The organism is Paraburkholderia diazotrophica (genome assembly GCF_038900755.1).
Lineage (GTDB): Bacteria > Pseudomonadota > Gammaproteobacteria > Burkholderiales > Burkholderiaceae > Paraburkholderia > Paraburkholderia diazotrophica_A.
Window position 1 is genome coordinate 707,991 of sequence record NZ_JBBPEN010000001.1, and the last position, 21,561, is coordinate 729,551.

Below are 21,561 nucleotides of genomic sequence, written 5' to 3' on the forward strand. Positions count from 1 at the left end.
AGCGGCCGTTTTTACGTTGTGCGTCGCGCGACGGCGCCGTTGACGGCTTTGCGAGGTAAGCGCCTCAGCGCGCCAGCGACGACAAATCCCAGCGCGGCTTCACAGTGAACGCGTAATCGTTTGTGGCTTGCGTAGGCCAGCGTTGCAGCCGCAGTGCGCCCGCGAGCGCGATCATTGCGCCGTTGTCGGTGCACAGCGACAGGTCCGGGTAGTGCACGTCGAAGCCGCGCTTCTTCGCCGCCGCGGACAGCGCCTCGCGCAACTGCCGGTTCGCGCCGACGCCGCCCGCCACCACGAGACGTTTGAGCTTCGTTTTCTTCAGCGCGGCGAGCGACTTCGAGGCGAGCACGTCGACGGCTGCGTCGACGAAGCCGCGCGCGAGATCGGCCTTGGCCTGCTCGCAGACATTGCTGCCGAGTTTCTTCACGTGCGTCAGCACGGCCGTCTTCAGGCCGCTGAAGCTGAAATCGAGGTCGCCGGAATGGAGCATCGGACGCGGCAGCACGACCGCGCCCGGCGTGCCGAATTCGGCGAGCCGCGACACTTCCGGTCCCCCCGGATAGCCGAGGCCGAGCAGCTTCGCGGTTTTGTCGAAGGCTTCGCCGGCGGCGTCGTCGAGCGTTTCGCCGAGCGTCTCGTAGACGCCTACGTCGGTGACGCGCATCAGTTGCGTATGGCCGCCCGACACGAGCAGCGCGACGAACGGAAACGGCGGCGGCGCATCGACCAGCAGCGGCGACAGCAAATGCCCTTCCAGGTGATGAATGCCGATGGTCGGCTTGTTCCACGCCATCGCGAGCGAATTGGCGATGCTCGCGCCGACCAGCAGCGCGCCCGCGAGACCCGGGCCTTGCGTATAGGCGATCGCGTCGATGTCGCCGCGCGCGGCGCCCGAGCGCTCCAGCACTTCTTCGAGCAGCGGCAGCGCGCGCCGGATATGGTCGCGCGACGCCAGTTCCGGCACCACGCCGCCGTATTCGCGATGCATCGCGATCTGCGAATGCAGCGCGTGCGCGAGCAGGCCGCGTTCGGTGTCGTAGAGCGCGAGGCCGGTTTCGTCGCAGGAGCTTTCTATGCCGAGAACGAGCATGATTCGAACGCCATTCGGAGACAGTCGGGGCGCCCGGAAAAACGGCGCCTGAAACATCAAAAAGGAACCTGAAAGTATAGCAGCGCGCGCGTTGCGGCGCCGGAGCCGCCCGTCGCGCCGGTACAATGCAGCCCCATGGAATCCTTCGATATCGCCGTAATCGGCGCGGGCGCGGCGGGCATGATGTGCGCATCGGTGGCGGGACAGCTCGGCCGGCGCGTCGTGCTGATCGACCACTCGGCGCGGCTCGCCGAAAAGATCCGCATTTCGGGCGGCGGCCGCTGCAACTTCACGAATCTCTACGCCGGGCCGGCGAATTACCTGTCGGCGAATCCGCATTTCTGCCGTTCCGCGCTGGCGCGCTACACGCCGCGCGATTTCATGGCGCTGCTCAAGCAATATCGCGTGACATGGCACGAAAAGCACAAGGGCCAGCTGTTCTGCGATCAGTCGAGCGACGCCGTCATCGACGTGCTGAAGAGCGAATGCGACGCCGGCAATATCGCGTGGCGCCGGCCGCTCGCCGTCGAACAGGTGCGCCATGCCGATGCCGAAGGCTTCACACTGGATACGCACGCCGGTCCGATCCGCGCCCGCGCTCTCGTCGTCGCGACGGGCGGGCTCTCGATTCCGAAGATCGGCGCGACGGATTTCGCCTATCGTCTCGCGAAGCAGTTCGGACACAAGCTGATCGATACGCGTCCGGCTCTCGTGCCGCTCACGTTTGCTCCCGCCGACTGGCAGCCGTTTTCGGAGCTTTCGGGCGTGTCGCTGGAGGTGCATCTGGCGACGGGCGCGAAGAAGTCGGGTGGCGAGTTCGTCGAAGACCTGCTGCTCACGCATCGCGGGCTGTCCGGTCCCGGCGTGCTGCAGATTTCGAGCTACTGGCAGCCGGGTGAGCCCGTGCACATCAACCTGCTGCCGGAGCAGGACGCCGTCGCTGCGCTACTGGAGGCGAAAAGCGCGACGAAGCGGCAGATCGCGAATCTGCTCGCCGAATGGGTGCCGACGCGCCTCGCGCACGTCTGGCTGCAAACGCACGGCGTGCCCGCCGAAGCGCGTCTTGCCGATCTGCCCGACAAGTCGCTGCGGCGGGTCGGCGAGGCGCTGTCGCGCTGGACGCTCACGCCGAACGGCACCGAAGGGTACAAGAAAGCCGAGGTGACGCGCGGCGGCGTCGATACGCGAGAGCTATCGTCGGCGACGATGATGAGCGCGCGCGTGCCCGGCCTGTACTTCATCGGCGAGGCCGTCGACGTGACGGGCTGGCTCGGCGGTTACAACTTCCAGTGGGCGTGGGCATCGGGCGTCGCGGCAGGCCAGGCGGCCGCCGAATACGTCGGAACGCATGGCCAGGCGCTCGCAAAATAAGGGCTTGACACCGTCATACGATTGTGCGAAACACCTGCTATACTTTCCCTTCTTTGCCAAGCTCCGTTATTGAAAGATGACGACTATCCGCGTAAAAGAAAACGAGCCTTTTGAAGTCGCGATGCGCCGTTTCAAGCGCACGATCGAAAAGAACGGCCTGCTGACCGAACTGCGTGCGCGCGAGTTTTACGAGAAGCCGACGTCTGAGCGCAAGCGGAAAAAAGCGGCTGCAGTGAAGCGCCATTTCAAGCGCCTGCGCAGCCAGCAACTGCCCAAGAAGTTTTACTGATTCAACGTGAAGTCGCGGCTCTCGCCCGATGTTTCCGCGAAAGCAGCGGCCCACACAAAGTGACGGCGCATAGGCGTGCCGGGCGCTGCGGCTACCGGCCTCGAAAGGTCTCAAACGGCTCCGGGCCGCGTCGGTCGAAGTTCCGTAAGGCCGTATCCAGATGCGCAAAATCAGCGAATTCACTGCGTATCTGGAACAACCCGGGTTTCAGCCCGGGTACTAACCCGCTTGAGGAACGATCCCAAGCGGGTTTTTGCGCTCTGCACCGCGTCTTCACCCGCTTTTTTAACTCCACGCATTCAGGTGAACGATGAGTCTCAAGGTCCGAATCAACGACGACATGAAAGCAGCGATGCGCGCGCGCGAAACCGAGCGCCTCGGCACGATCCGGCTGCTGCTCGCTGCCATCAAGCAGCGTGAAGTCGACGATCGCGTGGAACTGGACGATGCCGGCGTAACGGCCGTCATCGACAAGATGATCAAGCAGCGCAAGGATTCAATCGCCCAGTTCGAAACGGCCGGCCGCGCCGATCTCGTCGAAAAGGAACAGGCCGAGCTGGCCGTGCTGAGCGCCTATATGCCCGAGCAACTGTCGGACGCGGAAATCGCCGCCGAAGTGCAGGCGGCCGTCGCGCAGGTCGGCGCCGCCGGTCCGCAGGACATGGGCAAGGTGATGGGCGTGCTGAAGCCGAAGCTTGCCGGCCGCGCCGACATGACGGCCGTATCCGCGCAGGTCAAGGCCAGGCTGTCGAAATAAGCCGGCCGTCGGTCTTCTCCGTGCGTGCTTGCCGTTCTGCGGCTGCACGCACGGCGGCTATGTCTTGCGCCGGCGCCTTACCCCAGTGCCTCACTCCTTTTAAGGCCGCGTCTCCACTGTGATCCCGCATTCCTTCCTGCAAGACCTGCTGAACCGCGTCGATATCGTCGACGTGGTCGGCCGGTATGTGCAGTTGAAAAAGGGCGGCGCGAACTTCATGGGACTCTGTCCGTTTCACAACGAAAAGAGTCCTTCGTTCACCGTTAGTCCGACTAAGCAGTTCTATCACTGCTTCGGCTGCGGCGCGCATGGTACGGCCATCGGCTTTCTGATGGAGCACGCCGGGCTGTCGTTCCCGGAAGCCGTCAACGACCTGGCCCAATCTGTCGGTCTGACCGTGCCGCAGGAGCCCTCGCCGATGCGCGCCGGCTCAGGCGGCGGCGGTTCGGCGGGCGAAGGCTATGCGCCCGCCGTATCGAAGGCCGTCGCGACGGCGCTGACCGACGTGATGCAGACGGCCAACGACTTCTATCGCACACAGTTGCGCGGCGCGCCGAACGCGATCCAGTACCTCAAGAAGCGCGGTCTGACGGGCGAAATCGCGAAACGCTTCGGCCTCGGCTATGCGCCCGACGGCTGGCAGAACCTCGAAGCGGCATTCCCCAACTATCGGGATGATGCCCTCGTCGACGCGGGCCTCGTGATCGTCAGCGAGAAGTCGGATGCCCAGGGTCAGAACCGGCGCTACGACCGCTTCCGCGAACGCGTGATGTTCCCGATCCGTAACGTGAAGGGTCAAGTGATCGGCTTTGGTGGTCGCGTGCTCGACGGCGGCGAGCCCAAGTATTTGAATTCGCCCGAAACGCCACTATTTAACAAAGGCAGCGAGCTGTATGGCCTGTTCGAGGCGCGGCTCGCGATCCGCGAACAGGGCTACGTGCTGGTCGTCGAAGGTTATATGGACGTCGTGGCGCTCGCGCAGCTTGGCTTCGAGAACGCCGTCGCGACGCTGGGCACCGCCTGCACGCCGATTCATGTGCAGAAACTGATGCGCCAGACGGATACGGTCGTGTTCAGTTTCGACGGCGATTCGGCGGGCCGCCGCGCCGCGCGCCGCGCGCTCGACGCATGTCTGCCGCATGCCGCCGACAACCGCACGATCCGCTTCCTGTTCCTGCCTGCCGAACACGACCCCGACAGCTACGTCCGCGAATTCGGCACCGACGCCTTCGCGGAACAGGTGCGCCGTGCGATGCCGCTGTCGCAGTTCCTGCTGAACGAGGTGCTGGCGGGCAAGGAACTGGATCAGCCCGAAGGACGCGCGCGAGCGCTCTTCGACGCGAAGCCGCTCTTGCAGATGCTGCCCGCAAACGCCTTGCGCGCGCAGATCATGCATATGTTCGCGGACCGGCTCGATGTGCCGTTCGACGAAGTGGCCGCGCTATGCGAAGTCGATGCGCGGATTGCGGCGGTAGCACGCAGCGCGCCTGCCCGCAAAGATCGCCGCAGCGTCACGGGCATCGAGCAGCGGGCGCTGCGGAATCTGGTGATGCATCCGCGCATCGTCGCGGCGCTCGACGAAGAGGAAGAGCAGGCGCTGCTACAGGTCACGCGGCACGGCGAACTGTTCGAGGAAGTGACGACGCACGCGCGCGGGCTGGGCGACACGGCGGAATTTCAGTTGTTGTCCGATCTGTTGCGAAACGGCGCGAACGCCCCCACCTTCGAGGAAATCTTCCGCGAAATTCTGGACTATGATGAAAACGTCCGGGATCTGCTGTTGAAAAATCCCGAGGACGCGACGGTCGCCGAGGAGCGACGTGAGCACGAGCGCCTTGCCGGTGAGGAATTGAAAGCCGCCATTCTGAAGATGCGCTATGACGCGTATTGCGAGCGGCTGGATCAATTGTCGCGTCAGTCGAGGCACACCCCCGAGGAGTTTTCGGAATTGACGGAGCTGATGAAAAAGCGCGCTGACATGAAGCGTCAGCTCGGACAGTGAAAGGGAAGGGCTGAAACCCGGGTGCTATAATAAAAGGTTCTCAGCGGTTTTGTTTTCCAGGCAAAGGCGATAAAAGGCGATTGCAATGGTAAAGACTACAGGCGGAAAAAGGGCGACAGGCAAAGGCTCGGAGGAGCCGAAAAAGACCACCAGGGTCAGTGCAGCCAGGCCGGCTTCTTCCGCCAGAAAGGCGTCTGCCGAAACCGCCACGCCAGTAGCCCGGAAGAAAGCCTCGACCTCTTCGGCCGCGAGAGCGGCATCGGTGACATCGAAGTCGGTGGCGTCGGTTGCGAAGCGGCAAGGAGTCAGAAGCGAAAGGGAAGCGGATGTCGCGCAGGACGATGCGGCTCCCCGCGAGTCTTTGGTATCCACGGTTCAACCGGCTGTTGTCCAGCAGCCGGCAGTCGAGACTACAGCCGGTATGGCGAACTCCATGACGAAAAAGCTGAACGAAGTATCCGTCGATGACGACGCAACCCAGAGCGAAGAAGCAGCTGCAACCCCCGCTCAGGGCAAAGGCGAAAAGGCCCGGGCACGCGACCGCCGCGCTAAGGAAAAGGCGCTGCTCAAGGACGCGTTCGCGTCATCGCAGCCTGGCACCGTCGAGGAGCTTGAAGAGCGTCGCTCGAAGCTGCGCGCGCTGATCAAGCTCGGCAAGGAGCGCGGCTTCCTGACCTATGGCGAGATCAACGACCACCTCCCGGACAACTTCACAGAAACCGAGGCGATCGAAGGCATCATCAGCACGTTCAACGACATGGGTGTCGCCGTTTACGAGCAGGCGCCCGATGCCGAAACGCTGCTGCTGAACGACAACGCGCCCAACGCTTCGTCGGACGATGAAGTGGAAGAGGAAGCGGAAGTCGCGCTTTCCACCGTCGACTCCGAATTCGGCCGCACGACCGATCCGGTGCGTATGTACATGCGCGAGATGGGCACCGTCGAGCTGCTCACGCGCGAAGGCGAAATCGAAATCGCGAAGCGTATCGAAGATGGCCTGAAGCACATGGTGATGGCCATCTCCGCGTGCCCGACCACGATCGCGGATATCCTCGCAATGGCTGAGCGCGTCGCGAACGAAGAGATCCGCATCGATGAGCTCGTCGACGGCCTGATCGACGCGAACGCGGAAGACGCGGACGGCTTCTCCGAGCAGGAAGCCGAAGCGATCGAAAACGAAGACGAAGAAGAGGAAGAGGCCGACGAGGAAGAAGAGGAAGACGACGACGGCTCTGCGCAAGCGACGGCCAACGCCGCGCAACTCGAAGAACTGAAGCGTCTGTCGCTCGAAAAATTCGCGCTGATCAGCGAATGGTTCGACAAGATGCGCCGCGCGTTCGAGAAGGAAGGCTACAAGTCGAAGTCCTACCTGAAGGCGCAGGAAACGATTCAGGATGAGCTGATGATGATCCGCTTCACCGCGCGTACCGTCGAGCGTCTGTGCGACACGCTGCGCGCGCAGGTGGACGAAGTGCGCCAGGTCGAGCGTCAGATCCTGCATACGGTGGTCGACAAGTGTGGCATGCCGCGTGCCGAGTTCATCGCGCGTTTTCCGGGCAACGAGACGGACCTCGAATGGGCCGACAAGATCGTCGCCGAGAATCACTCGTACAGCGCGATCCTGTCGCGTAACGTGCCCGCTATCCGCGAACAGCAGCAACGTCTGCTCGACTTGCAGGCGCGCGTGGTGCTGCCGCTGAAGGACCTGAAGGAAACCAACCGTCAGATGGCGGCGGGCGAACTGAAGGCCCGTCAGGCGAAGCGCGAGATGACGGAGGCGAACCTGCGTCTCGTGATCTCGATCGCGAAGAAGTACACGAACCGTGGCCTGCAGTTCCTCGATCTGATCCAGGAAGGCAACATCGGCTTGATGAAGGCAGTGGACAAGTTCGAATATCGCCGCGGCTACAAGTTCTCGACGTACGCGACGTGGTGGATCCGCCAGGCCATCACGCGCTCGATCGCGGACCAGGCGCGCACGATCCGTATTCCGGTGCACATGATCGAAACGATCAACAAGATGAACCGCATCTCGCGTCAGATTCTGCAGGAAACCGGCCTCGAGCCGGATCCGGCGACGCTGGCCGAGAAGATGGAGATGCCGGAAGACAAGATCCGCAAGATCATGAAGATCGCGAAAGAGCCGATCTCGATGGAAACGCCGATCGGCGACGACGACGATTCGCATCTCGGTGACTTTATCGAAGATACGAATACGGTTGCGCCATCGGACGCCGCGCTGCACGCGAGCATGCGCGATGTCGTGAAGGACGTGCTCGATTCGCTGACGCCGCGCGAAGCGAAGGTGTTGCGCATGCGTTTCGGCATCGAAATGAGCACCGACCATACGCTGGAAGAGGTCGGCAAGCAGTTCGACGTGACGCGTGAGCGTATCCGGCAGATCGAGGCGAAGGCGCTGCGCAAGCTGCGTCACCCGAGCCGCTCGGACAAGCTGAAGTCGTTCCTCGAAGGCAACTGATCGACGTGCACCGAGGTGCGTACGTTGGTTGCTGGTTGAGTTGATCTGCGCATCGGGCTTCCCGATCGCTTTGTTCAGCGAAGCGATCACGGAAGCCCTTTTTTCGTGTAGTATGTCGGCCAATCAACAAACAGGCCCGGCCTTCAGACCGGGTCTTTTTGTTGGTCCCCTCCAGCTTCCGTCGCGAAGCAACATCGTTGGGCCGGACGCCGTGCTGGTTGCAGGCAGCGGACTCATAATCCGCCTCCGAAAGGACACCGTGGGTTCGAATCCCACCCGGCCCACCAAGCCCCACAAGGCTCCCGCGAATATATGCCGTTAAGCATAAGTTGGCCACCTGGACGGGTTATGCTTTATTGTCCGATGGGCCACGTTATGCGTTATCGGCATGCGATGACAGGGCAGAAAGTTTTGTCCGCGTCATACCGATGTGGACGTGACGTTGAAAAAGCCGGCTGTTTGTCGGCTTTTCTTCTTTTGGACTCGGTGAGCTGGTACCTTGCGACCGATTGGAGGCACGGCATGCTGCTGCTGACGTCTGCAGAACTTCTCGGGCCACTGTCGCAGAAGACCAAAGCTAGCTTGCGGCTATAAGGTTCCGGACAACCTCGTCGGGCGGCAATCGGCCATGAAGAGACAGCTGCGTCCCGAACAACGAATGACGGCCGACCGTGTGAAACCGGCCCGGCGCGCCTCGCGTCCGTGGTACCCATCAAGGGCTGCGCAGACGGGCGTGGTCCTCGATGGGCGCTCTCGGCTGAATCATGCAAAATACTCGGCATTCAAGATGCGGAGGCCGGCCCGTGGGCGTTAACTTCGATTTGAATGACTTGCAGGCGTTTCGCGCGGTGGTTGAGCTGGGAAGCTTCCGAAAGGCCGCCGAGGCGGTCAGCATCTCCCAGCCTGCCTTAAGTCGTCGGATCGACAAGCTCGAGGAGGCGCTCGGCGTGCGTCTCTTCGAGCGCACTACGCGCAGCGTCACGCTCACCAGCGTCGGCCGCGTGTTCGCCCCGAGCGCGGAGCAACTGCTCGATGATCTCGACGTCGCGCTGCTCGGCATCCGCGATGTTTCATCGAGCCGCCTGGGTCATGTGACCATCGCGTGCGTGCCTTCGGTGGCGTATTACTTTCTACCGAACGTCATCGCGAACTATCATCGCCGCTTCCCACGCATCAGGGTCAAGCTGCTTGATTCGAGCGCGAACGAGGTGCTTGGCGCCGTCATCAGCGGCGAGGCTGATTTCGGCGTGAGCTTTATGGGCAGCCAGGAGGCTGAGGGTGCTGCTCCAGGAGCGGTTTGTTGCTGCCTGCCGCCGCGACCACCCCCTCGCGCGCAAGAAGCGCGTGACCTGGAACGAGCTTTACGAGCACGAATACGTCTCGGTGGACAAGACTTCCGGTAACCGCCTGTTGCTCGACCAGGCGCTCTCGGCGGTGGCGCCGCGAGCGCCGAGCGTCTGCGAGACGCGGCACGTCACGACGATGCTCGGTTTGATCGAAGCGGGGCTCGGTGTCGCCGCGGTGCCGTCGATGGCCATGCCCGGACATGAGCATCCCATCCTCACGAGCGTGCCGCTCGTCGAACCGGTGGTGAAACGACGCGTGGGAATCGTGAGGCGGCGCGGACGGCCGCTTACACCGGCCGCACAGGAGTTTCACCGGATCATCATCGAGACGAAGCGCGGGGGCGTCGCAAGCGGCGATGCCGTGGCCAATACTGCGACGACCACGGCGAAGACAAGAAGGAAGACGGCATCGTGAGGTTGGCAAGACCGCTTCGTTTGCTCTATGTGCAGGTCGTGCTGGCCATGGTGCTCGGCATGACGCTCGGCCATTTCTGGCCGCAAGCGGGTGCGCTGCTCAAGCCCCTCAGCGACGCGTTCGTCGGCCTCGTGCGGATGATGATCGCACCGATCGTCTTTTGCACGATCGTCTCCGGCATCACGTCGCTTACCAGCGGGAAGGCCATCGGGCGCACGATCATCCAGGCGCTGGCACTTTTCTATCTTCTGACGGCCGTCGCGCTCGCGATCGGACTCGTCACCGCGTTCATGCTGCGACCTGGCGCCGGCATGCACATCGACGTGCATCATCTGGATTCGGGCATCCTCGCGCAATACACGAAGCACGCGCAGGTGCCTGGGCTTGTTGCGTTCGGGCTGAGCATGATCCCGGAGACGATGCTAGGCGCCTTCGAGAAGGGCGAAGTGCTGCCGGTGCTGATGCTTTCGCTGCTCTTCGGGTTCTCGCTGAATTCATATCCGCGGGCTGGCCGGCCAGTGCTAGCCCTTATCGACGGCGTCGCCCAGATGCTCTTTCGCATCCTCGCGATGATCATGCGACTCGCGCCGCTCGGGGCATTCGGTGCGATGGCTTTCACGGTCGGGCGCTTTGGCATCCGCTCGGTCGGCTCGCTCGGCATGCTGATGGTGTCCTTCTACGTGGCATGCCTGTTATTCGTTGCGCTGGTGCTCGCGCCCCTCGCGCGGCTGCACGGCTTCGCGCTTTGGCGACTCTTGCGCTACATGCGCGAGGAATTGCTCATCGTACTCGCGACGTCGTCGACGGAGCCGGTACTGCCGCGCCTGATCGCGAAGCTTGAGGCGCTCGGTTGTGACAAGGGAGTCGTGGGGCTTGTGCTGCCTGCGGGCTATTCGTTCAATCTGGACGGCACCGCAATCTATCTGACGCTCGCCTCGCTGTTCATCGCGCAGGCGTGCGATGTGCCGCTTTCCGCGCCGCGGATCGCGACGATGCTCGCCGTCATGTTGCTCACTTCAAAGGGGGCGGCCGGCGTGTCCGGCAGCGGGCTGGTCGCGCTCGTCGTTACGCTCACCGCGATTCCCGATCTGCCCGTTGCCGGGGTGGCGCTTCTGGTGGGCATCGACCGCTTCATGTCCGAGGCGCGTGCCCTGACGAGCGTGATCAGCAACGCCTGCGCAGTGATCTTTGTTTCGCTGTGGGAAGGCGCGTGCGATCGTGCGCGTCTCGCGCAGATGCTCAGGGTGGTCGAGCCAGGCTGCCCGGACGGTGCCAACGACGCCGCGACGGACACCGCAGGGTGACGCGAAGGCTGGCTGGGGCGAGCCTTCCCATGGTGCTGCCTCAATGCGCGGAAACGGAATCGAGCCCGGTCGATTTCACTTCTGCCTGGACATCGGGTGAAGCGAGATAGTCGAGCAGCGCCTTCGCTTCCTTGGGATGCTGCGCGCCGACGGGGATGCCGGCGGCGAAGCGCGTAACGGACTGCAGAGACTCGGGAATCTTCCCGACGAAGGTCGCGCCCTGTACGGGCAGCAGCTCGCTCACCTGCTGGAAGCCGATTTCGTAGTCACCGTTCGCCACCACCGACGCCACTGGAATCCGCGGGATCATCTTCGCCTTCGACCTGACCTGGTCCTGGATGCCGAGCTTCTTGAACAACTCTCGCTCGATATAGACGCCGCTCGCGCTGTCCGAGTAGGCGATCGACTTCGCATGCAGCAGGGTCTGCCTGAGGCCTTCGGCCGAGCCGATGTCGGGCTTCGCCGCACCTTCGCGCACGACCATGCCGATGCGCGAATCGGCCAGCTCGACCCGCGATCCGGGGATGACCTTACCTTGCTTGATCAGCTCGTCAAGTGCGTAGCCGACCATGATGACGGCGTCCGCAGGCTCGCCACGCGCGAGCCTGTTGGGGATCGCTTCGGGCGATTTACCCATCGAGGGCCCGAGCGCGGTGTCGAGCGTGTTGTTCGTCTGGGACGCGAACCTGGGACCGAGCACCTTGTACGCGGCGGTGAAGCCGCCCGAGCTCATGACGTGCAGGTCGGCGGCCTGTACGTTCGCCGCAGCGGCCGAGGTTGCAACGAGCGCTGCCGCGCAAAGTTTCAGAAGCAGGTTTCTCATGATCGGAGTCGTGTCGGATTGCGGTGATAGACGCTTGCGCAACGAGATGCGCATCAGTGCGCCGGGGTCAGCGTCACTGCGCGGCGGCGATAGAGTGCGAACGTCGCCAAAAGGGCGCACGATGCGGCCAGGCTCATCCAGTAGCCAGGCGCCGCCTTGTCGCCCGTCATGTGAATGAGAGCCGTCGAGATCGCGGGCGTGAAGCCTCCGAACACGGCGGTAGCGAGGCTGTAGGCGAGCGAGAAGCCAGCGACGCGTACCTGCACTGGCATCACTTCCGTGAGCGCGACGACCATCGCTCCGTTATAGATGCCGTACATGAACGAGAGCCAGAGGAGGACGAGCAGCATGTTGACGAAGCTCGGCGCGTGAGCGAGCAGCGACAGTGCCGGGTATGCCGTCGCGATGGCGAGCACCGTCATGCCGACAAGGAGCGGCCGGCGGCCGATTTTGTCGGAGAGTGCCCCGCCAACCGGCAGCCACACAAAGTTCGACACGCCGACGCACAGCGTGACGAGCAGACTATCGGCGGTGCTCAGGTGCAGGACCGACTTGCCGAAGGTCGGCGCGTAGACCGTGATGAGGTAGAAGCTCGCGGTGGTCATCGCCACCAGCATCATGCCGGCGACAACGACGGCCCAGTTCTGGACCAGCGTGCCGAACACTTCCTTCATGCCAGGACGATGCTGGCGCGCCTTGAACTCGTGCGTTTCCTCCAGATTGCGGCGCAGCATGAAGATGAACGGCACGATCATGCAGCCGACGAAGAACGGTACGCGCCATCCCCACGCCGCGATCGCCGCCGCGTTCAGCGATTGATTGAGCGCGAAGCCGAGGCCCGCAGCGACAACGATCGCCACCTGCTGGCTCGCGGACTGCCAGCTCGTGAAGAAGCCCTTGCGGCCGGGCGTGGCCATCTCGGCGAGATACACCGACACGCCGCCCAGTTCGGCGCCCGCCGAGAAGCCTTGCAGCAGCCGCCCGAGCAGCACGAGCGCGGGTGCCAGAAGTCCGATCGTAGTGTAGCCGGGTACGAACGCGATCAGGATGGTGCCGCTTGCCATGATGGAGAGCGTGGCGATGAGGCCCTTGCGGCGGCCGACATCGTCGATGTAGGCGCCAAGCACGATCGCGCCCAGCGGCCGCATCAGGAAGCCGGCGCCGAAGACCGCAAACGTCATCATCAGCGAAGCAAATTCGCTCGATGCCGGAAAGAAGACGTTGGCGATCTGCGTGGCGTAGAAGCCGAACAGAAAGAAGTCGAACTGCTCCAGAAAATTCCCGGCCGTTACGCGGAAAACCGCAGCGGCCTTCGAACGTCCGGTCGAAAGGCTAGACGATGGGTGCATCAAGATGTCTCCTGAGATCCAGAAAATACGCGGTGGTCCGGTCGATTGTGGTTTTGGCAATGTTCGCCCGGCCCCGGTAAAACGATAAGTGCAATTTTCGGAACGATTGATGTTCGGTCGTTATCAATCGAGGGCCCGCTGACACCACCGCGGCTTGTAACGCGAGCACGCGGCGGCGGCCCGTCACAGACTTTTGGTCACGCCACGAAGTGGCACTGCGAAGCGGCCGTGCGGGTATCCATATTGCGTCCACGGTTCAAGTGATCGTCGATTTCCGCGGCGCAGCCGAGCATGCGTGGATAGAGAAAGATCGTGAACGCGGCGGTTTCGAGATCCGCCTCGCTGAACTCTCCGCGCCTGAGCGGCTCCCACAGCATCTTGAGCAGCAGCGCGGCGATGAGGCGTCGACATTGACGCAATAGACGTTACGCGATACTCCGGCGTCGAAAAGCGCCTGCACCAGTGCGCGGTAATAAGCATGGAACACGTTGTACTCGCCACGGGCTTCATAGAGGTCGGCGATGAAGATTTCGCGCGGGTCGTGATTCACGGGCTTGTCTTTGAAGACGGGATGATTGACACCCGGGAATTTGGCAATATCGAGGCTTCCCACGTGCTTCTGGCGCGCCTTGTACTGCGCGTAGCGCTCAACGGAGCTCCGCGCGAGCGCTTCGAGGTCGACGGTGTGGTGCGCATCGGAAGGATCATCGAGGTCGCTGCCGCGGAATGCCTCGTTGAGGAACGCGATCCCTTCGTAACCGTTGCCGCCATGCGTATAGCCAGTGTGTGTGAGGAACCCCACCAGCGCCTTGTTCAGTTGGACGCGCTCGGGACTCTCGGGGCCATCGGCGGATACCGCCCCCTTCGCGCCCTGTGCCGAGATCGCACCCGGTCCGTTTGTCAGCAACAAGCCGACGAGGGTCTTGAAGGCGAACAGATCGTCGGCCGTGGGTTTCAGGTTGAGGAGTGTCGCAAAGGCGATCTCGGTCAGGGTGCGTTCGCCGAGCAACGCTTCGGTGGCAAAGCCGCAAAAGCCGTCGGGACCGTGGCGCGATGCGTCCGCCGAGGCACCGATCATGGTGCCGAAGAGCTTCATCCACCACGGCAGACTTTCCGCCGTCAGGTGCGAGATGCGCTTGCGCATGAGCGGGCCCCACGCGAGCGTCGTCGTGATGGCCGCGAGTACTGCTTCCGAACGCGGATGGCCTGGGCCGCACGACAGCCACCGGATGATTGCCGAGCCATTCGCGATCCGGCGAGAAGGTCGCGATAGCGTGAGGAGGGAGCCGTGAAGCCGACAGGTCGCTCGCGCCCTTCTCTGCTTGGGAGACGGCCATCCGGGTGGTGATATGCGCCGCGGCATCTTCCAGGCGACGCTCACAACGTCGAGGGTCCACACACGGGAGCGGCGAAAGCGGCGACGCGGACGATGCGATCACAGCGCGCTTACGCAGATCGTTTCATACGTGTCCACGACGCCACGCTCGAGCAAAGACTCCTCGATGTCGCGCTGACTCAGGCTGAACCGGAAGTACCTGCGAACCGCGCAGCTGATGTTGACAGCAGGGAAGCGGTGGCCGTGAACAAGCGATTTCGTTTTTTCATCGCTTTGTTCTACCGTCACGTCTCCAATAACCTGACAGTGCCCTGCGCGGCGCGAGTAACTGGATCTATTGGCGTGAAGCTGATACGGCAGCCTCCGCAGTAGCGCAATTCCCAGCACGCTCAGCCGTATTCCGATCTTCGATGACTTCAAGCGACTGAGACCGCGTCTCCACGCCAAACACCATGACGACCAGTGCCTGCAGCACGAGCAACGTGGCTACGCTGAAGGCAACATAACGGATGCCCCCGGCCTCATAAGTCATTAATGTAATCGCAGGCGCGCAAAAAGAAGCGATCCGGCCGAGCACAGCGCAAAATCCGTTGCCTCGCAACCGGTATCGCGTGCCGAACAGCTCCGGGATATAGCAGGCCACGGCCAACGCTACAATCGTGTAAAGGCAGCAAAACAGCAAAAAGCCAATTACCGCCGCAATCCACGGCGAAGTCGAGAGCGCATAACAAACACCCATCACCGCGCCCGCAAGCGACGCAATCGCCACGCATCGCCGACGCCCAAACCGATCGGTGCACAGGACGCCGATGCCCGCACCTACCGGTCCGCCCAATGACATCACCATGCTGTAACCAAGCGAAGAAGAAAGACTCACCCCTTGCTTGAGCAGGAATGTCGGCACCCACGTGACAAAGCTATAGATCGCAATGCCGATTACGATAGATATCGTCGAGCCTACGAGCGTGCGCGTTCTGACCTCGCGAGTGAAGAGCACCGAGAGCGGAGGCGCGGGCTCACTTCCATCCGCCGCCGTCTGCGCAAACCCAGACGCGCGATAACCGTTGCCGTGCGCCTGCTCTTCAATCTGCGTGACGATGCGATCGGCTTCGTCGAGTCGTCCTTCGGTCGCAAGCCAGCGCGGCGATTCCGGCATAGACTTGCGCGCAATCCACACGAGCAGGGCGCCCGCGCCGGAGATGAAGAACATCGAGCGCCAGCCTGCAAGCGGAATCAGGAAATAGCCGGTGAGAGACGATACAAATAGCGCCGTATTCGTGACGAGTGAAAGCAGGGCCGAATAGCGACCGCGTTCGCGCGGTGGCGTGAATTCGACGAGGGTCGAATAGCCGACAACGATCTCCGCGCCGAGTCCGATGCCCATGATGAACCGGAACGCGATGAGCCAGTTCATCGAGGTGGCGAGACCACCCGCAATCGACGCAAGCCCGAACACAAGGAGATTGGCCTGATACGTGAAGCGTCGCCCGAAGCGGTCGCCGAGCAGGCCGGCGAGCGTGCCGCCGACCGCCATGCCGATAAACGTGCTCGAAATGAAATAGCCATTGAGCGTCAGGCTCGACATGCCGTTGTGTACGAGCGCACCAAGCACCGAGCCGGCAAGCGTGATGTCGAAGCTGTCGAAGAACATGCCGGCTGCGATCAGCCACAGCATGCGCCGGTGGAACGCGCTGATCGGCAATGCGTCCAGACGCATGCCGATAGATGCCGGTGAAATCACATTTGTCTCCTGTCCTTGTATTGTCGTATCGGGCTAGCTCTTCAGCGAGGTGGGTCGAGAAAGCGCGTGCGCAGCGCATCCCACTCCTCGGCGCCCATGCGCCGAAAGCGCTCTTTTGCCGTGAGCGCCGTGCTTGAGGCAGGCGGAACGCCAGTTTCCCTGAGAGCGGCAAGCTCGCGCTCACATGTCTGCATGACGCTCGCCAGCAAGAGGCTCGGCATGATCGCGAGACGATAGCCGAGTTCTTCGAGCTCCAGGAGAGAGATGTCCGGGCTCTTGCCGCCACGCACGACGTTGAAGAGACAGGGCCCCCTTACGGAGCGCGCAATCGCCGAAATCTGGTCGCGATCGTGCGGTGCTTCCACAAAGGCCAGGTCTGCGCCGGCATCGAGTGCCGCATTCACGCGCGAGATGGCGTCGTCGAGGCCATTCACGCCGTTTGCATCGGTACGCGCGATCAAGACGAAGTCGGGATCGCGCCTCGCGGCAAGTGCCGCCCGGATCTTCGCAACGAACTCTTTTACGGAAACCAGCTCCTTGCCGTCCAGATGCCCGCAGCGTTTCGGCGACACCTGATCTTCGATGTGGATTCCGGCGACGCCCGCTTGTTCATATGCGTGCACGGCACGCGTCACATTGAGCTCGTTGCCAAAGCCAGTGTCCGCATCCGCGATCAGCGGCACGGACGTGCATGCGACGATGCGCGCGGCGTTCGCCGCCATCTCAGTCATGGTGAGCAGGCCGTAATCCGGCAGGCCGTACGTAGCCGCAGTGCCCGCGCCCGTCATGTACAAAGCACGAAAGCCTGCCTGTTCGGCGAGCCGCGCGGTGATGCCATCGTAGACGCCAGGCGCAGCCAGGAGTGGCCCATCCTTCAGCATCTGTCGCAGCCGGCTCGTGGCCCGGCCTCCTCGCGATTCGTTCAAGGTCACTGCCTCCCTGGTGGCCGCGCGCGGTGAGTCGCGCGAGTGGTATTGCGGCTTGCGCGAGTCAGGCGGTTTGTGGCTCACGTTCAAATGGCGCCCATTCGGACAGCGTCATGTTCATGTACGCGGCCTGGCGCTTTTCGTACGCTTCGAACTGGGACGTGCGATGGCTGCCGCGCAGGCCCCCGCGCACGGCGCCTGCCCGCACGTCGCCGAAATACTCGCGCCAGCTGGGTGGTAAGGGCTGCGCGCCCGGCACCGCGAGCCACAGGCGCAGCAGATGCCGCTTCATGTCGAAATCTTCGTGATCTTCGAAGCTGGTACGTGAATGGATGGTGACGTAGTTGTTGAGCAACTGGAGGTCGCCGCGTTCGAGCCACATTGAAAAACAGAAGCGTGGATCGGGCATCAGCTCGTCGAGCAGGTCGAGCGCTTCCGTTTGCGCGGCGGTCAGACGCGGTACGTCATTGAAATCCCTCTGCGCTGCAATCACGTTCTTGCGGTTCAGGCGCATGGCAAACCATTCGGGCTCACTGCCGACGATCGGGCAGCAGTACCACGGGCGCTGTGCCGGATCTTGCGCGCCCTGATAGCTGTAGTAGAACGGACCGCGCAACACTTGCGCAAGGTCCGGACGGCGCCGCATGACTTCGTCGTAGATGGCGAGTGAACTCACAACCTTGCTCTCGCCGCCGCTGCGTGCGGTGCGACGGCACAGAAGACCCACCACGTCGCTGGAATCCATGTGGAAGTCGAGCGAGGCACTGGTGTTATAGCCGCGGCCATTCGTCGTCTTGTAGGTCGAACCGACATCGCGCACGTCGTTGAGCACCTCGCTCGCGCGGTTCTGCGTACGCGCGACGCCCATGTGCAGGCCCATCCCCCAGTAAGCGAGCCGCGTTTCTTCTTCGGTCCAGCGGTCGACGGGAAAACCCTTAAGCAGGCACATGCCCCAGCGGCCTTGCGTCGTCGCAATCGCGCGTTCGAGTGCGTTGCGTGCGGCGTCGCCCAGCGGAAAGTCGTCGGGTGTCATGTCGAGCAGCGGGCGGTTCAGCTTGCTCGCGTGCGCGAGGGCGGCTTCGAAACCGTCGACCTCCTGTGCGGTAAGGCGCTGAATCCACGAGGTCTCACGCTCTGCGTCGGCGGCAAGCCATGCCGTGGGACGGTTCGAAAGTCGAGAAGAGGAATTCAACGGCGCTGTCTCCATGGTTTCCGGAATGGGCGCGCGGCCGAACCGTTGTCAGGTCTGCCCGGCCGCGCAAGTCTTGAAAAAATTATAGGCGCGGCGGATAGTAAGCAAAAGTGACGTTATTTCAAGGCTTTCATAAGGATTTTTGATGAAGCTCGAAGCGTTTTCGACGCTCGAAGCGGTGCTCGCAGAAGGCTCGTTCGCGGCCGCGGCGACTGTCATGAATCTCACGCCCAGCGCGGTGAGCATGCAGATGAAGCATCTCGAGCAGTATCTCGGTCGGCCGCTATTTCATCGCTCAGGCTTGCAGGTGCGCGCGACCGAGGCGGCGCATCAGGTGATGGCGGCCATGCGTGACGGGCTCCATCAGATCGACGCCATGCGCAGGCGCCACACGACGGCGGTGGAGGGCACGCTGCGGCTTGGCCTCATCGAGTCAATCCAGCCCGTGCTGTTGCCGGGCACCATGCGCCGGCTGCGCGATCTGCATCCGCGACTCGCAGTGCGCCCGCGCCGCGGGCGCAGTTCCGGTCTCACCGACGACGTCAAGGCGGGTCAGCTCGACGCCGCCGTGGTCGCACAGCCGGAGACGGGGCGCGTGGCAGGGCTTTCATGGTCGCCGCTTCTCACGCGCGAGTTGCTGCTGATTGCACCGCCGGAGGAGCGGGGCGCGACGGCCCAGGATCTCCTTTCCCGCTACGACTGGATTCGCTATGACCGGCAAACGACGACGGGCGCCATGGCCGCGCGCTACGTGCGCCGGCTGATGCCGGCAAAGCGCAGCGCGCTTGAACTCGACAGCGTGACGGCCATTGTCGCGATGGTAAGCGAAGGGCTTGGCGTGTCGGTCGTGCAGATCATGGACCCCGGCGTATGCGAGATGTACCCCGTCAAGATTTTGCGTCTCGGCACTTCGCTGCAGATCTCAGTGGTCACCCGCAAGGACGATGCGGACCATCGCGGCCTGCTTGCGCTGCGCGAGGCGATGGAGCACGTCGTGAGAACACGAGGCCACCACCTATGGCCGATCGACAGGTAGTCCGGTCCAGACAATCCGATCGCTAATGTCGCTCGTGCGTAAGTGTAGGGCTTATGAGGGACGGCGCCCTGCGTGCGGCGAGAATGCGTCGGATGTCACCCAAGGATTGCTCGGCCGCCGAACTCCGATGCTGCCTGCGCGGCACATGGAACGCGGCAGTTCGGACGCCCGGTTGTCTGCAGACAGAGGAAAAATGAGGTTTGCCTGATCCTGCACGTCGTTCGAGGGCGGCAGCAAGCGCAGCGCCACCGACGTGCGTCCGGCGGTCCTTCTCGTTATGGACATGATCAAGTGGGATCAGTACGCGCCGAATAGACGGTCGAGCGCAGCACTGATCCGGTCCTGTTCATCTCTGAGCGTGCCAATGAGTAGGATTGCTTTTGCTGCCAGCGAGTAAAGCTGCTCGACATGAGAGTATCTGGCGCCACAGTCTTCCATTTGGCCCTTGGCGATCATGTGCATGGGCTCAATGCCGCTCAACAGAATGCGGGCACCACGAAAATCCCCATGCCCGATTTCAAGGGCTTTCGGCAAAGCGAATAAGCTGGCGACTCTTAAGAAGTGGGTAAACGCCAGACTCGGGTGGAGGCATGCTGGCTGGATCGCGCCGGCGCCAGGTAGCCATCTTTACCCGGATGCCAAGGGTGGCGCGTTGATCGCATTCCTGTTCTTGCCGTCTGGACGCATTTCATACGACATCCAGGATGTCCATTGCGATGGATGAACAACGCCAAAGCTCTCAAACTCGGGGCGTTGAGCGGGAAGTTCAATGCTCCCAATTTGAGTTCAAGATGATGCTGCACAGGTCCACTCGCTCGAACGCCGGATCCTTGCGGGCGAGGAAATCATCGTTGAACGTGCCGAACGTACTGCCGGGTCGATGCTTCATGCCGCGATAGAAAGCATCGATCATCTTGGTGGCAAAATCGGTGCCGCGGGGAAAGGCAGCAATCACTGCGTCGCGTTGTTCGTCCGTGAAGTGCTCAAAGCCACGTCCAGCTACGTCCATTCCCGCTCCGGCATGCACCAGGGCGATTTCTCCGTGCATGTGTTCTGGGATACCCGGGGTCGTATGGAGAGCAACGGCAGTCCAAACGTTATCTATGTCTCCCTCGGAGATGTAATGGGTTCGCAGAAAGTCGCGCGCGGCGTTCGCGCTATCCACCTCGAAGCGAAGCTGGCTCTCACGATAGATCGATGTCAGACCGATATCGTGGAACATAGCTGCGACGTAAAGCAACTCCGGATCGAAGGTCAGGCCCTTTCGTTTCCCGAGCAGAGCGCCCCAAAGGTACACGCGAGTGGAGTGGTTAAACAGCAATTCACTTTCGGTGTCGCGAATTAGCTGCGTGACCTCGCGCGCCAATTTGCTGTCAGGGACCGTGACGCCAGAAATTCCGGTCGTTGGCACAGTTCTATCTTTCTTCATCTGGTCAGTCCATCTATGGAGGGCTGGCGTATCCTTCGAACATCTCTTGTGCGTTAAAGCAGAACACCTGAGTGAGAAGCGCACACCAGATAAGTTGATCGTGTATTTCGGTTCTGAATCGTTACACCAAAAACTTTTGATTCGGGATGAACCGATTGGCCGATTTATATCGAAGATCCTGCGCTTCTCTCAGGTCATAAAACAGGCACAAGATTCACGATTTTCCCGCATCCAGCGCGGCCTGCGGCGTGTTCCGGAAGCTGATTGCCATGCGGTTATATGCGTTCATCAAGCCGATAGCGATCGTCAGATCCACGATTTCGCGTTCGTCGAATACCTTTCGTGCAGCTTCGTATGCGTCATCGGGAACGCCCGTGTCAGCGACACGCGTCACAGTTTCCGCCCACGCCAGGGCTGCACGCTCGCGTTCATCGAAGAGCTTGCCGGCTTCGGCCCATGCTTGTACCAGTGCGAGCTTCTCCACGTTTTGTCCGCGTTTGAGCAGATCGCGGGTGTGCATATCCAGGCAGTACGCACAGTTATTGATTTGGGAAACCCGCAGATAGACGAGATCGACCAGTATCGGTGAAAGGTCGCTCTGCATCACGTATCCGTACACGCCTCCAAGGGCTTTGATGCCGGCTGGTGCAACCCGGTTGTAGTCGAGACGTTTCAT

18 protein-coding genes, 1 tRNA gene and 3 pseudogenes are annotated in these 21,561 nt (G+C 62.2%); 10 read left to right on the forward strand and 12 right to left on the reverse strand.

The genetic code is table 11. The features are described from left to right. Positions 1 to 64 precede the first annotated feature (64 nt). Entirely contained in the window at positions 65 to 1,090 is a 1,026-nt protein-coding gene (gene tsaD, locus AABE10_RS03310; protein ID WP_342931851.1) for a tRNA (adenosine(37)-N6)-threonylcarbamoyltransferase complex transferase subunit TsaD, read from the reverse strand. 135 nt (positions 1,091 to 1,225) lie between these two features. Between tsaD and AABE10_RS03315 the strand changes: the two genes are divergently transcribed. The 4 genes from AABE10_RS03315 to dnaG all read left to right on the forward strand — a co-directional run bounded on the left by AABE10_RS03315 (position 1,226) and on the right by dnaG (position 5,509). Beyond that, positions 1,226 to 2,461 (forward strand): NAD(P)/FAD-dependent oxidoreductase, encoded by a 1,236-nt coding sequence (locus tag AABE10_RS03315; protein ID WP_342931852.1) that lies wholly within the window; start codon positions 1,226 to 1,228, stop codon positions 2,459 to 2,461. Positions 2,462 to 2,537: 76 nt separating this feature from the next. Further along, the gene (gene rpsU / locus AABE10_RS03320; protein WP_012403240.1) at positions 2,538 to 2,750 is read left to right on the forward strand and encodes a 30S ribosomal protein S21; all 213 of its coding nucleotides are present in this window, start codon (positions 2,538 to 2,540) and stop codon (positions 2,748 to 2,750) included. A 310-nt stretch (positions 2,751 to 3,060) separates the two neighbouring features. Then, on the forward strand, positions 3,061 to 3,507 hold the full coding sequence (locus tag AABE10_RS03325) for a GatB/YqeY domain-containing protein (RefSeq protein ID WP_342931853.1): 447 nt from the start codon (positions 3,061 to 3,063) through the stop codon (positions 3,505 to 3,507). Positions 3,508 to 3,625: 118 nt separating this feature from the next. Then, positions 3,626 to 5,509: a DNA primase gene (gene dnaG, locus AABE10_RS03330; protein WP_342931854.1), complete on the forward strand. Its 1,884-nt coding sequence runs from the start codon at positions 3,626 to 3,628 to the stop codon at positions 5,507 to 5,509. A 24-nt stretch (positions 5,510 to 5,533) separates the two neighbouring features. Here the strand turns inward: dnaG and AABE10_RS03335 are convergent, their stop codons facing one another. Further along, entirely contained in the window at positions 5,534 to 5,881 is a 348-nt protein-coding gene (locus tag AABE10_RS03335) for a hypothetical protein (RefSeq protein WP_245763414.1), read from the reverse strand. Positions 5,882 to 5,942: 61 nt separating this feature from the next. Here AABE10_RS03335 and rpoD point away from each other — a divergent pair, with 61 nt between their 5' ends. The 4 genes and pseudogenes from rpoD (at position 5,943) to dctA (ending at position 11,053) form a co-directional block, all read left to right on the forward strand. Continuing rightward, a complete protein-coding gene (gene rpoD, locus AABE10_RS03340; protein ID WP_342931855.1) occupies positions 5,943 to 7,988 on the forward strand; it encodes an RNA polymerase sigma factor RpoD in 2,046 nt (681 codons plus the stop codon). A gap of 199 nt (positions 7,989 to 8,187) precedes the next feature. After that, positions 8,188 to 8,275, forward strand: a tRNA-Ile gene (locus AABE10_RS03345). 516 nt (positions 8,276 to 8,791) lie between these two features. After that, positions 8,792 to 9,749: pseudogene (locus AABE10_RS03350) on the forward strand (LysR substrate-binding domain-containing protein). Further along, positions 9,746 to 11,053, forward strand: a complete 1,308-nt coding sequence (dctA, locus tag AABE10_RS03355) for a C4-dicarboxylate transporter DctA (RefSeq protein WP_342931856.1) — start codon at positions 9,746 to 9,748, stop codon at positions 11,051 to 11,053. The pseudogene AABE10_RS03350 and the gene dctA overlap by 4 nt, the downstream one beginning before the upstream one ends. A gap of 40 nt (positions 11,054 to 11,093) precedes the next feature. Here the strand turns inward: dctA and AABE10_RS03360 are convergent, their stop codons facing one another. The 7 genes and pseudogenes from AABE10_RS03360 to AABE10_RS03390 form a co-directional block, all read right to left on the reverse strand. Then, on the reverse strand, positions 11,094 to 11,876 hold the full coding sequence (locus AABE10_RS03360) for a substrate-binding domain-containing protein (RefSeq protein ID WP_342931857.1): 783 nt from the start codon (positions 11,874 to 11,876) through the stop codon (positions 11,094 to 11,096). A 53-nt stretch (positions 11,877 to 11,929) separates the two neighbouring features. Then, complete coding sequence (locus tag AABE10_RS03365; RefSeq protein ID WP_342931858.1) at positions 11,930 to 13,225, reverse strand: MFS transporter; 1,296 nt, start codon at positions 13,223 to 13,225, stop codon at positions 11,930 to 11,932. A 197-nt stretch (positions 13,226 to 13,422) separates the two neighbouring features. After that, positions 13,423 to 14,465, reverse strand: a pseudogene (locus AABE10_RS03370) (CoA-binding protein); the annotation flags it as partial. 195 nt (positions 14,466 to 14,660) lie between these two features. Then, positions 14,661 to 14,849, reverse strand: coding sequence for a hypothetical protein (locus tag AABE10_RS03375; RefSeq protein ID WP_342932274.1), 189 nt, complete (start codon positions 14,847 to 14,849; stop codon positions 14,661 to 14,663). 46 nt (positions 14,850 to 14,895) lie between these two features. Continuing rightward, positions 14,896 to 16,278: an MFS transporter gene (locus AABE10_RS03380; protein ID WP_342932247.1), complete on the reverse strand. Its 1,383-nt coding sequence runs from the start codon at positions 16,276 to 16,278 to the stop codon at positions 14,896 to 14,898. Positions 16,279 to 16,343: 65 nt separating this feature from the next. Further along, positions 16,344 to 17,228, reverse strand: coding sequence for an isocitrate lyase/PEP mutase family protein (locus AABE10_RS03385; RefSeq protein ID WP_342931859.1), 885 nt, complete (start codon positions 17,226 to 17,228; stop codon positions 16,344 to 16,346). Positions 17,229 to 17,292: 64 nt separating this feature from the next. Further along, positions 17,293 to 18,420, reverse strand: coding sequence for a TauD/TfdA family dioxygenase (locus AABE10_RS03390; protein ID WP_342931860.1), 1,128 nt, complete (start codon positions 18,418 to 18,420; stop codon positions 17,293 to 17,295). Positions 18,421 to 18,565: 145 nt separating this feature from the next. Here AABE10_RS03390 and AABE10_RS03395 point away from each other — a divergent pair, with 145 nt between their 5' ends. Beyond that, positions 18,566 to 19,456, forward strand: a complete 891-nt coding sequence (locus AABE10_RS03395; protein ID WP_342931861.1) for a LysR family transcriptional regulator — start codon at positions 18,566 to 18,568, stop codon at positions 19,454 to 19,456. 384 nt (positions 19,457 to 19,840) lie between these two features. Here AABE10_RS03395 and AABE10_RS03400 read toward each other — a convergent pair. Then, positions 19,841 to 19,972 (reverse strand): annotated as a pseudogene (locus AABE10_RS03400) (IS6 family transposase); the annotation flags it as partial. Here AABE10_RS03400 and AABE10_RS36360 point away from each other — a divergent pair. Further along, positions 19,941 to 20,180: a DUF4863 family protein gene (locus AABE10_RS36360; RefSeq protein WP_428983253.1), complete on the forward strand. Its 240-nt coding sequence runs from the start codon at positions 19,941 to 19,943 to the stop codon at positions 20,178 to 20,180. The pseudogene AABE10_RS03400 and the gene AABE10_RS36360 overlap by 32 nt on opposite strands. A 42-nt stretch (positions 20,181 to 20,222) precedes the next feature. Here AABE10_RS36360 and AABE10_RS03410 read toward each other — a convergent pair whose 3' ends face one another. Continuing rightward, on the reverse strand, positions 20,223 to 20,885 hold the full coding sequence (locus AABE10_RS03410) for an HD domain-containing protein (RefSeq protein WP_342931862.1): 663 nt from the start codon (positions 20,883 to 20,885) through the stop codon (positions 20,223 to 20,225). A gap of 214 nt (positions 20,886 to 21,099) precedes the next feature. After that, the gene (locus AABE10_RS03415) at positions 21,100 to 21,561 is read right to left on the reverse strand and encodes a carboxymuconolactone decarboxylase family protein (RefSeq protein WP_342931863.1); all 462 of its coding nucleotides are present in this window, start codon (positions 21,559 to 21,561) and stop codon (positions 21,100 to 21,102) included.

What these genes read in the sequence shown, in the direction of transcription:
- tsaD (WP_342931851.1), bottom strand. Translation starts at nt 1,090, where the DNA reads ATGCTCGTTCTCGGCATAGAAAGCTCCTGCGACGAAACCGGCCTCGCG.
- AABE10_RS03325 (WP_342931853.1), top strand. Translation starts at nt 3,061, where the DNA reads ATGAGTCTCAAGGTCCGAATCAACGACGACATGAAAGCAGCGATGCGC.
- AABE10_RS03360 (WP_342931857.1), bottom strand. Translation starts at nt 11,876, where the DNA reads ATGAGAAACCTGCTTCTGAAACTTTGCGCGGCAGCGCTCGTTGCAACC.
- AABE10_RS03365 (WP_342931858.1), bottom strand. Translation starts at nt 13,225, where the DNA reads ATGCACCCATCGTCTAGCCTTTCGACCGGACGTTCGAAGGCCGCTGCG.
- rpoD (WP_342931855.1), top strand. Translation starts at nt 5,943, where the DNA reads ATGACGAAAAAGCTGAACGAAGTATCCGTCGATGACGACGCAACCCAG.
- AABE10_RS03410 (WP_342931862.1), bottom strand. Translation starts at nt 20,885, where the DNA reads ATGAAGAAAGATAGAACTGTGCCAACGACCGGAATTTCTGGCGTCACG.
- AABE10_RS03415 (WP_342931863.1), bottom strand. Translation starts at nt 21,561, where the DNA reads ATGAAACGTCTCGACTACAACCGGGTTGCACCAGCCGGCATCAAAGCC.
- AABE10_RS03380 (WP_342932247.1), bottom strand. Translation starts at nt 16,278, where the DNA reads ATGCGTCTGGACGCATTGCCGATCAGCGCGTTCCACCGGCGCATGCTG.
- AABE10_RS03395 (WP_342931861.1), top strand. Translation starts at nt 18,566, where the DNA reads ATGAAGCTCGAAGCGTTTTCGACGCTCGAAGCGGTGCTCGCAGAAGGC.
- AABE10_RS36360 (WP_428983253.1), top strand. Translation starts at nt 19,941, where the DNA reads ATGCGGGCACCACGAAAATCCCCATGCCCGATTTCAAGGGCTTTCGGC.
- AABE10_RS03315 (WP_342931852.1), top strand. Translation starts at nt 1,226, where the DNA reads ATGGAATCCTTCGATATCGCCGTAATCGGCGCGGGCGCGGCGGGCATG.
- rpsU (WP_012403240.1), top strand. Translation starts at nt 2,538, where the DNA reads ATGACGACTATCCGCGTAAAAGAAAACGAGCCTTTTGAAGTCGCGATG.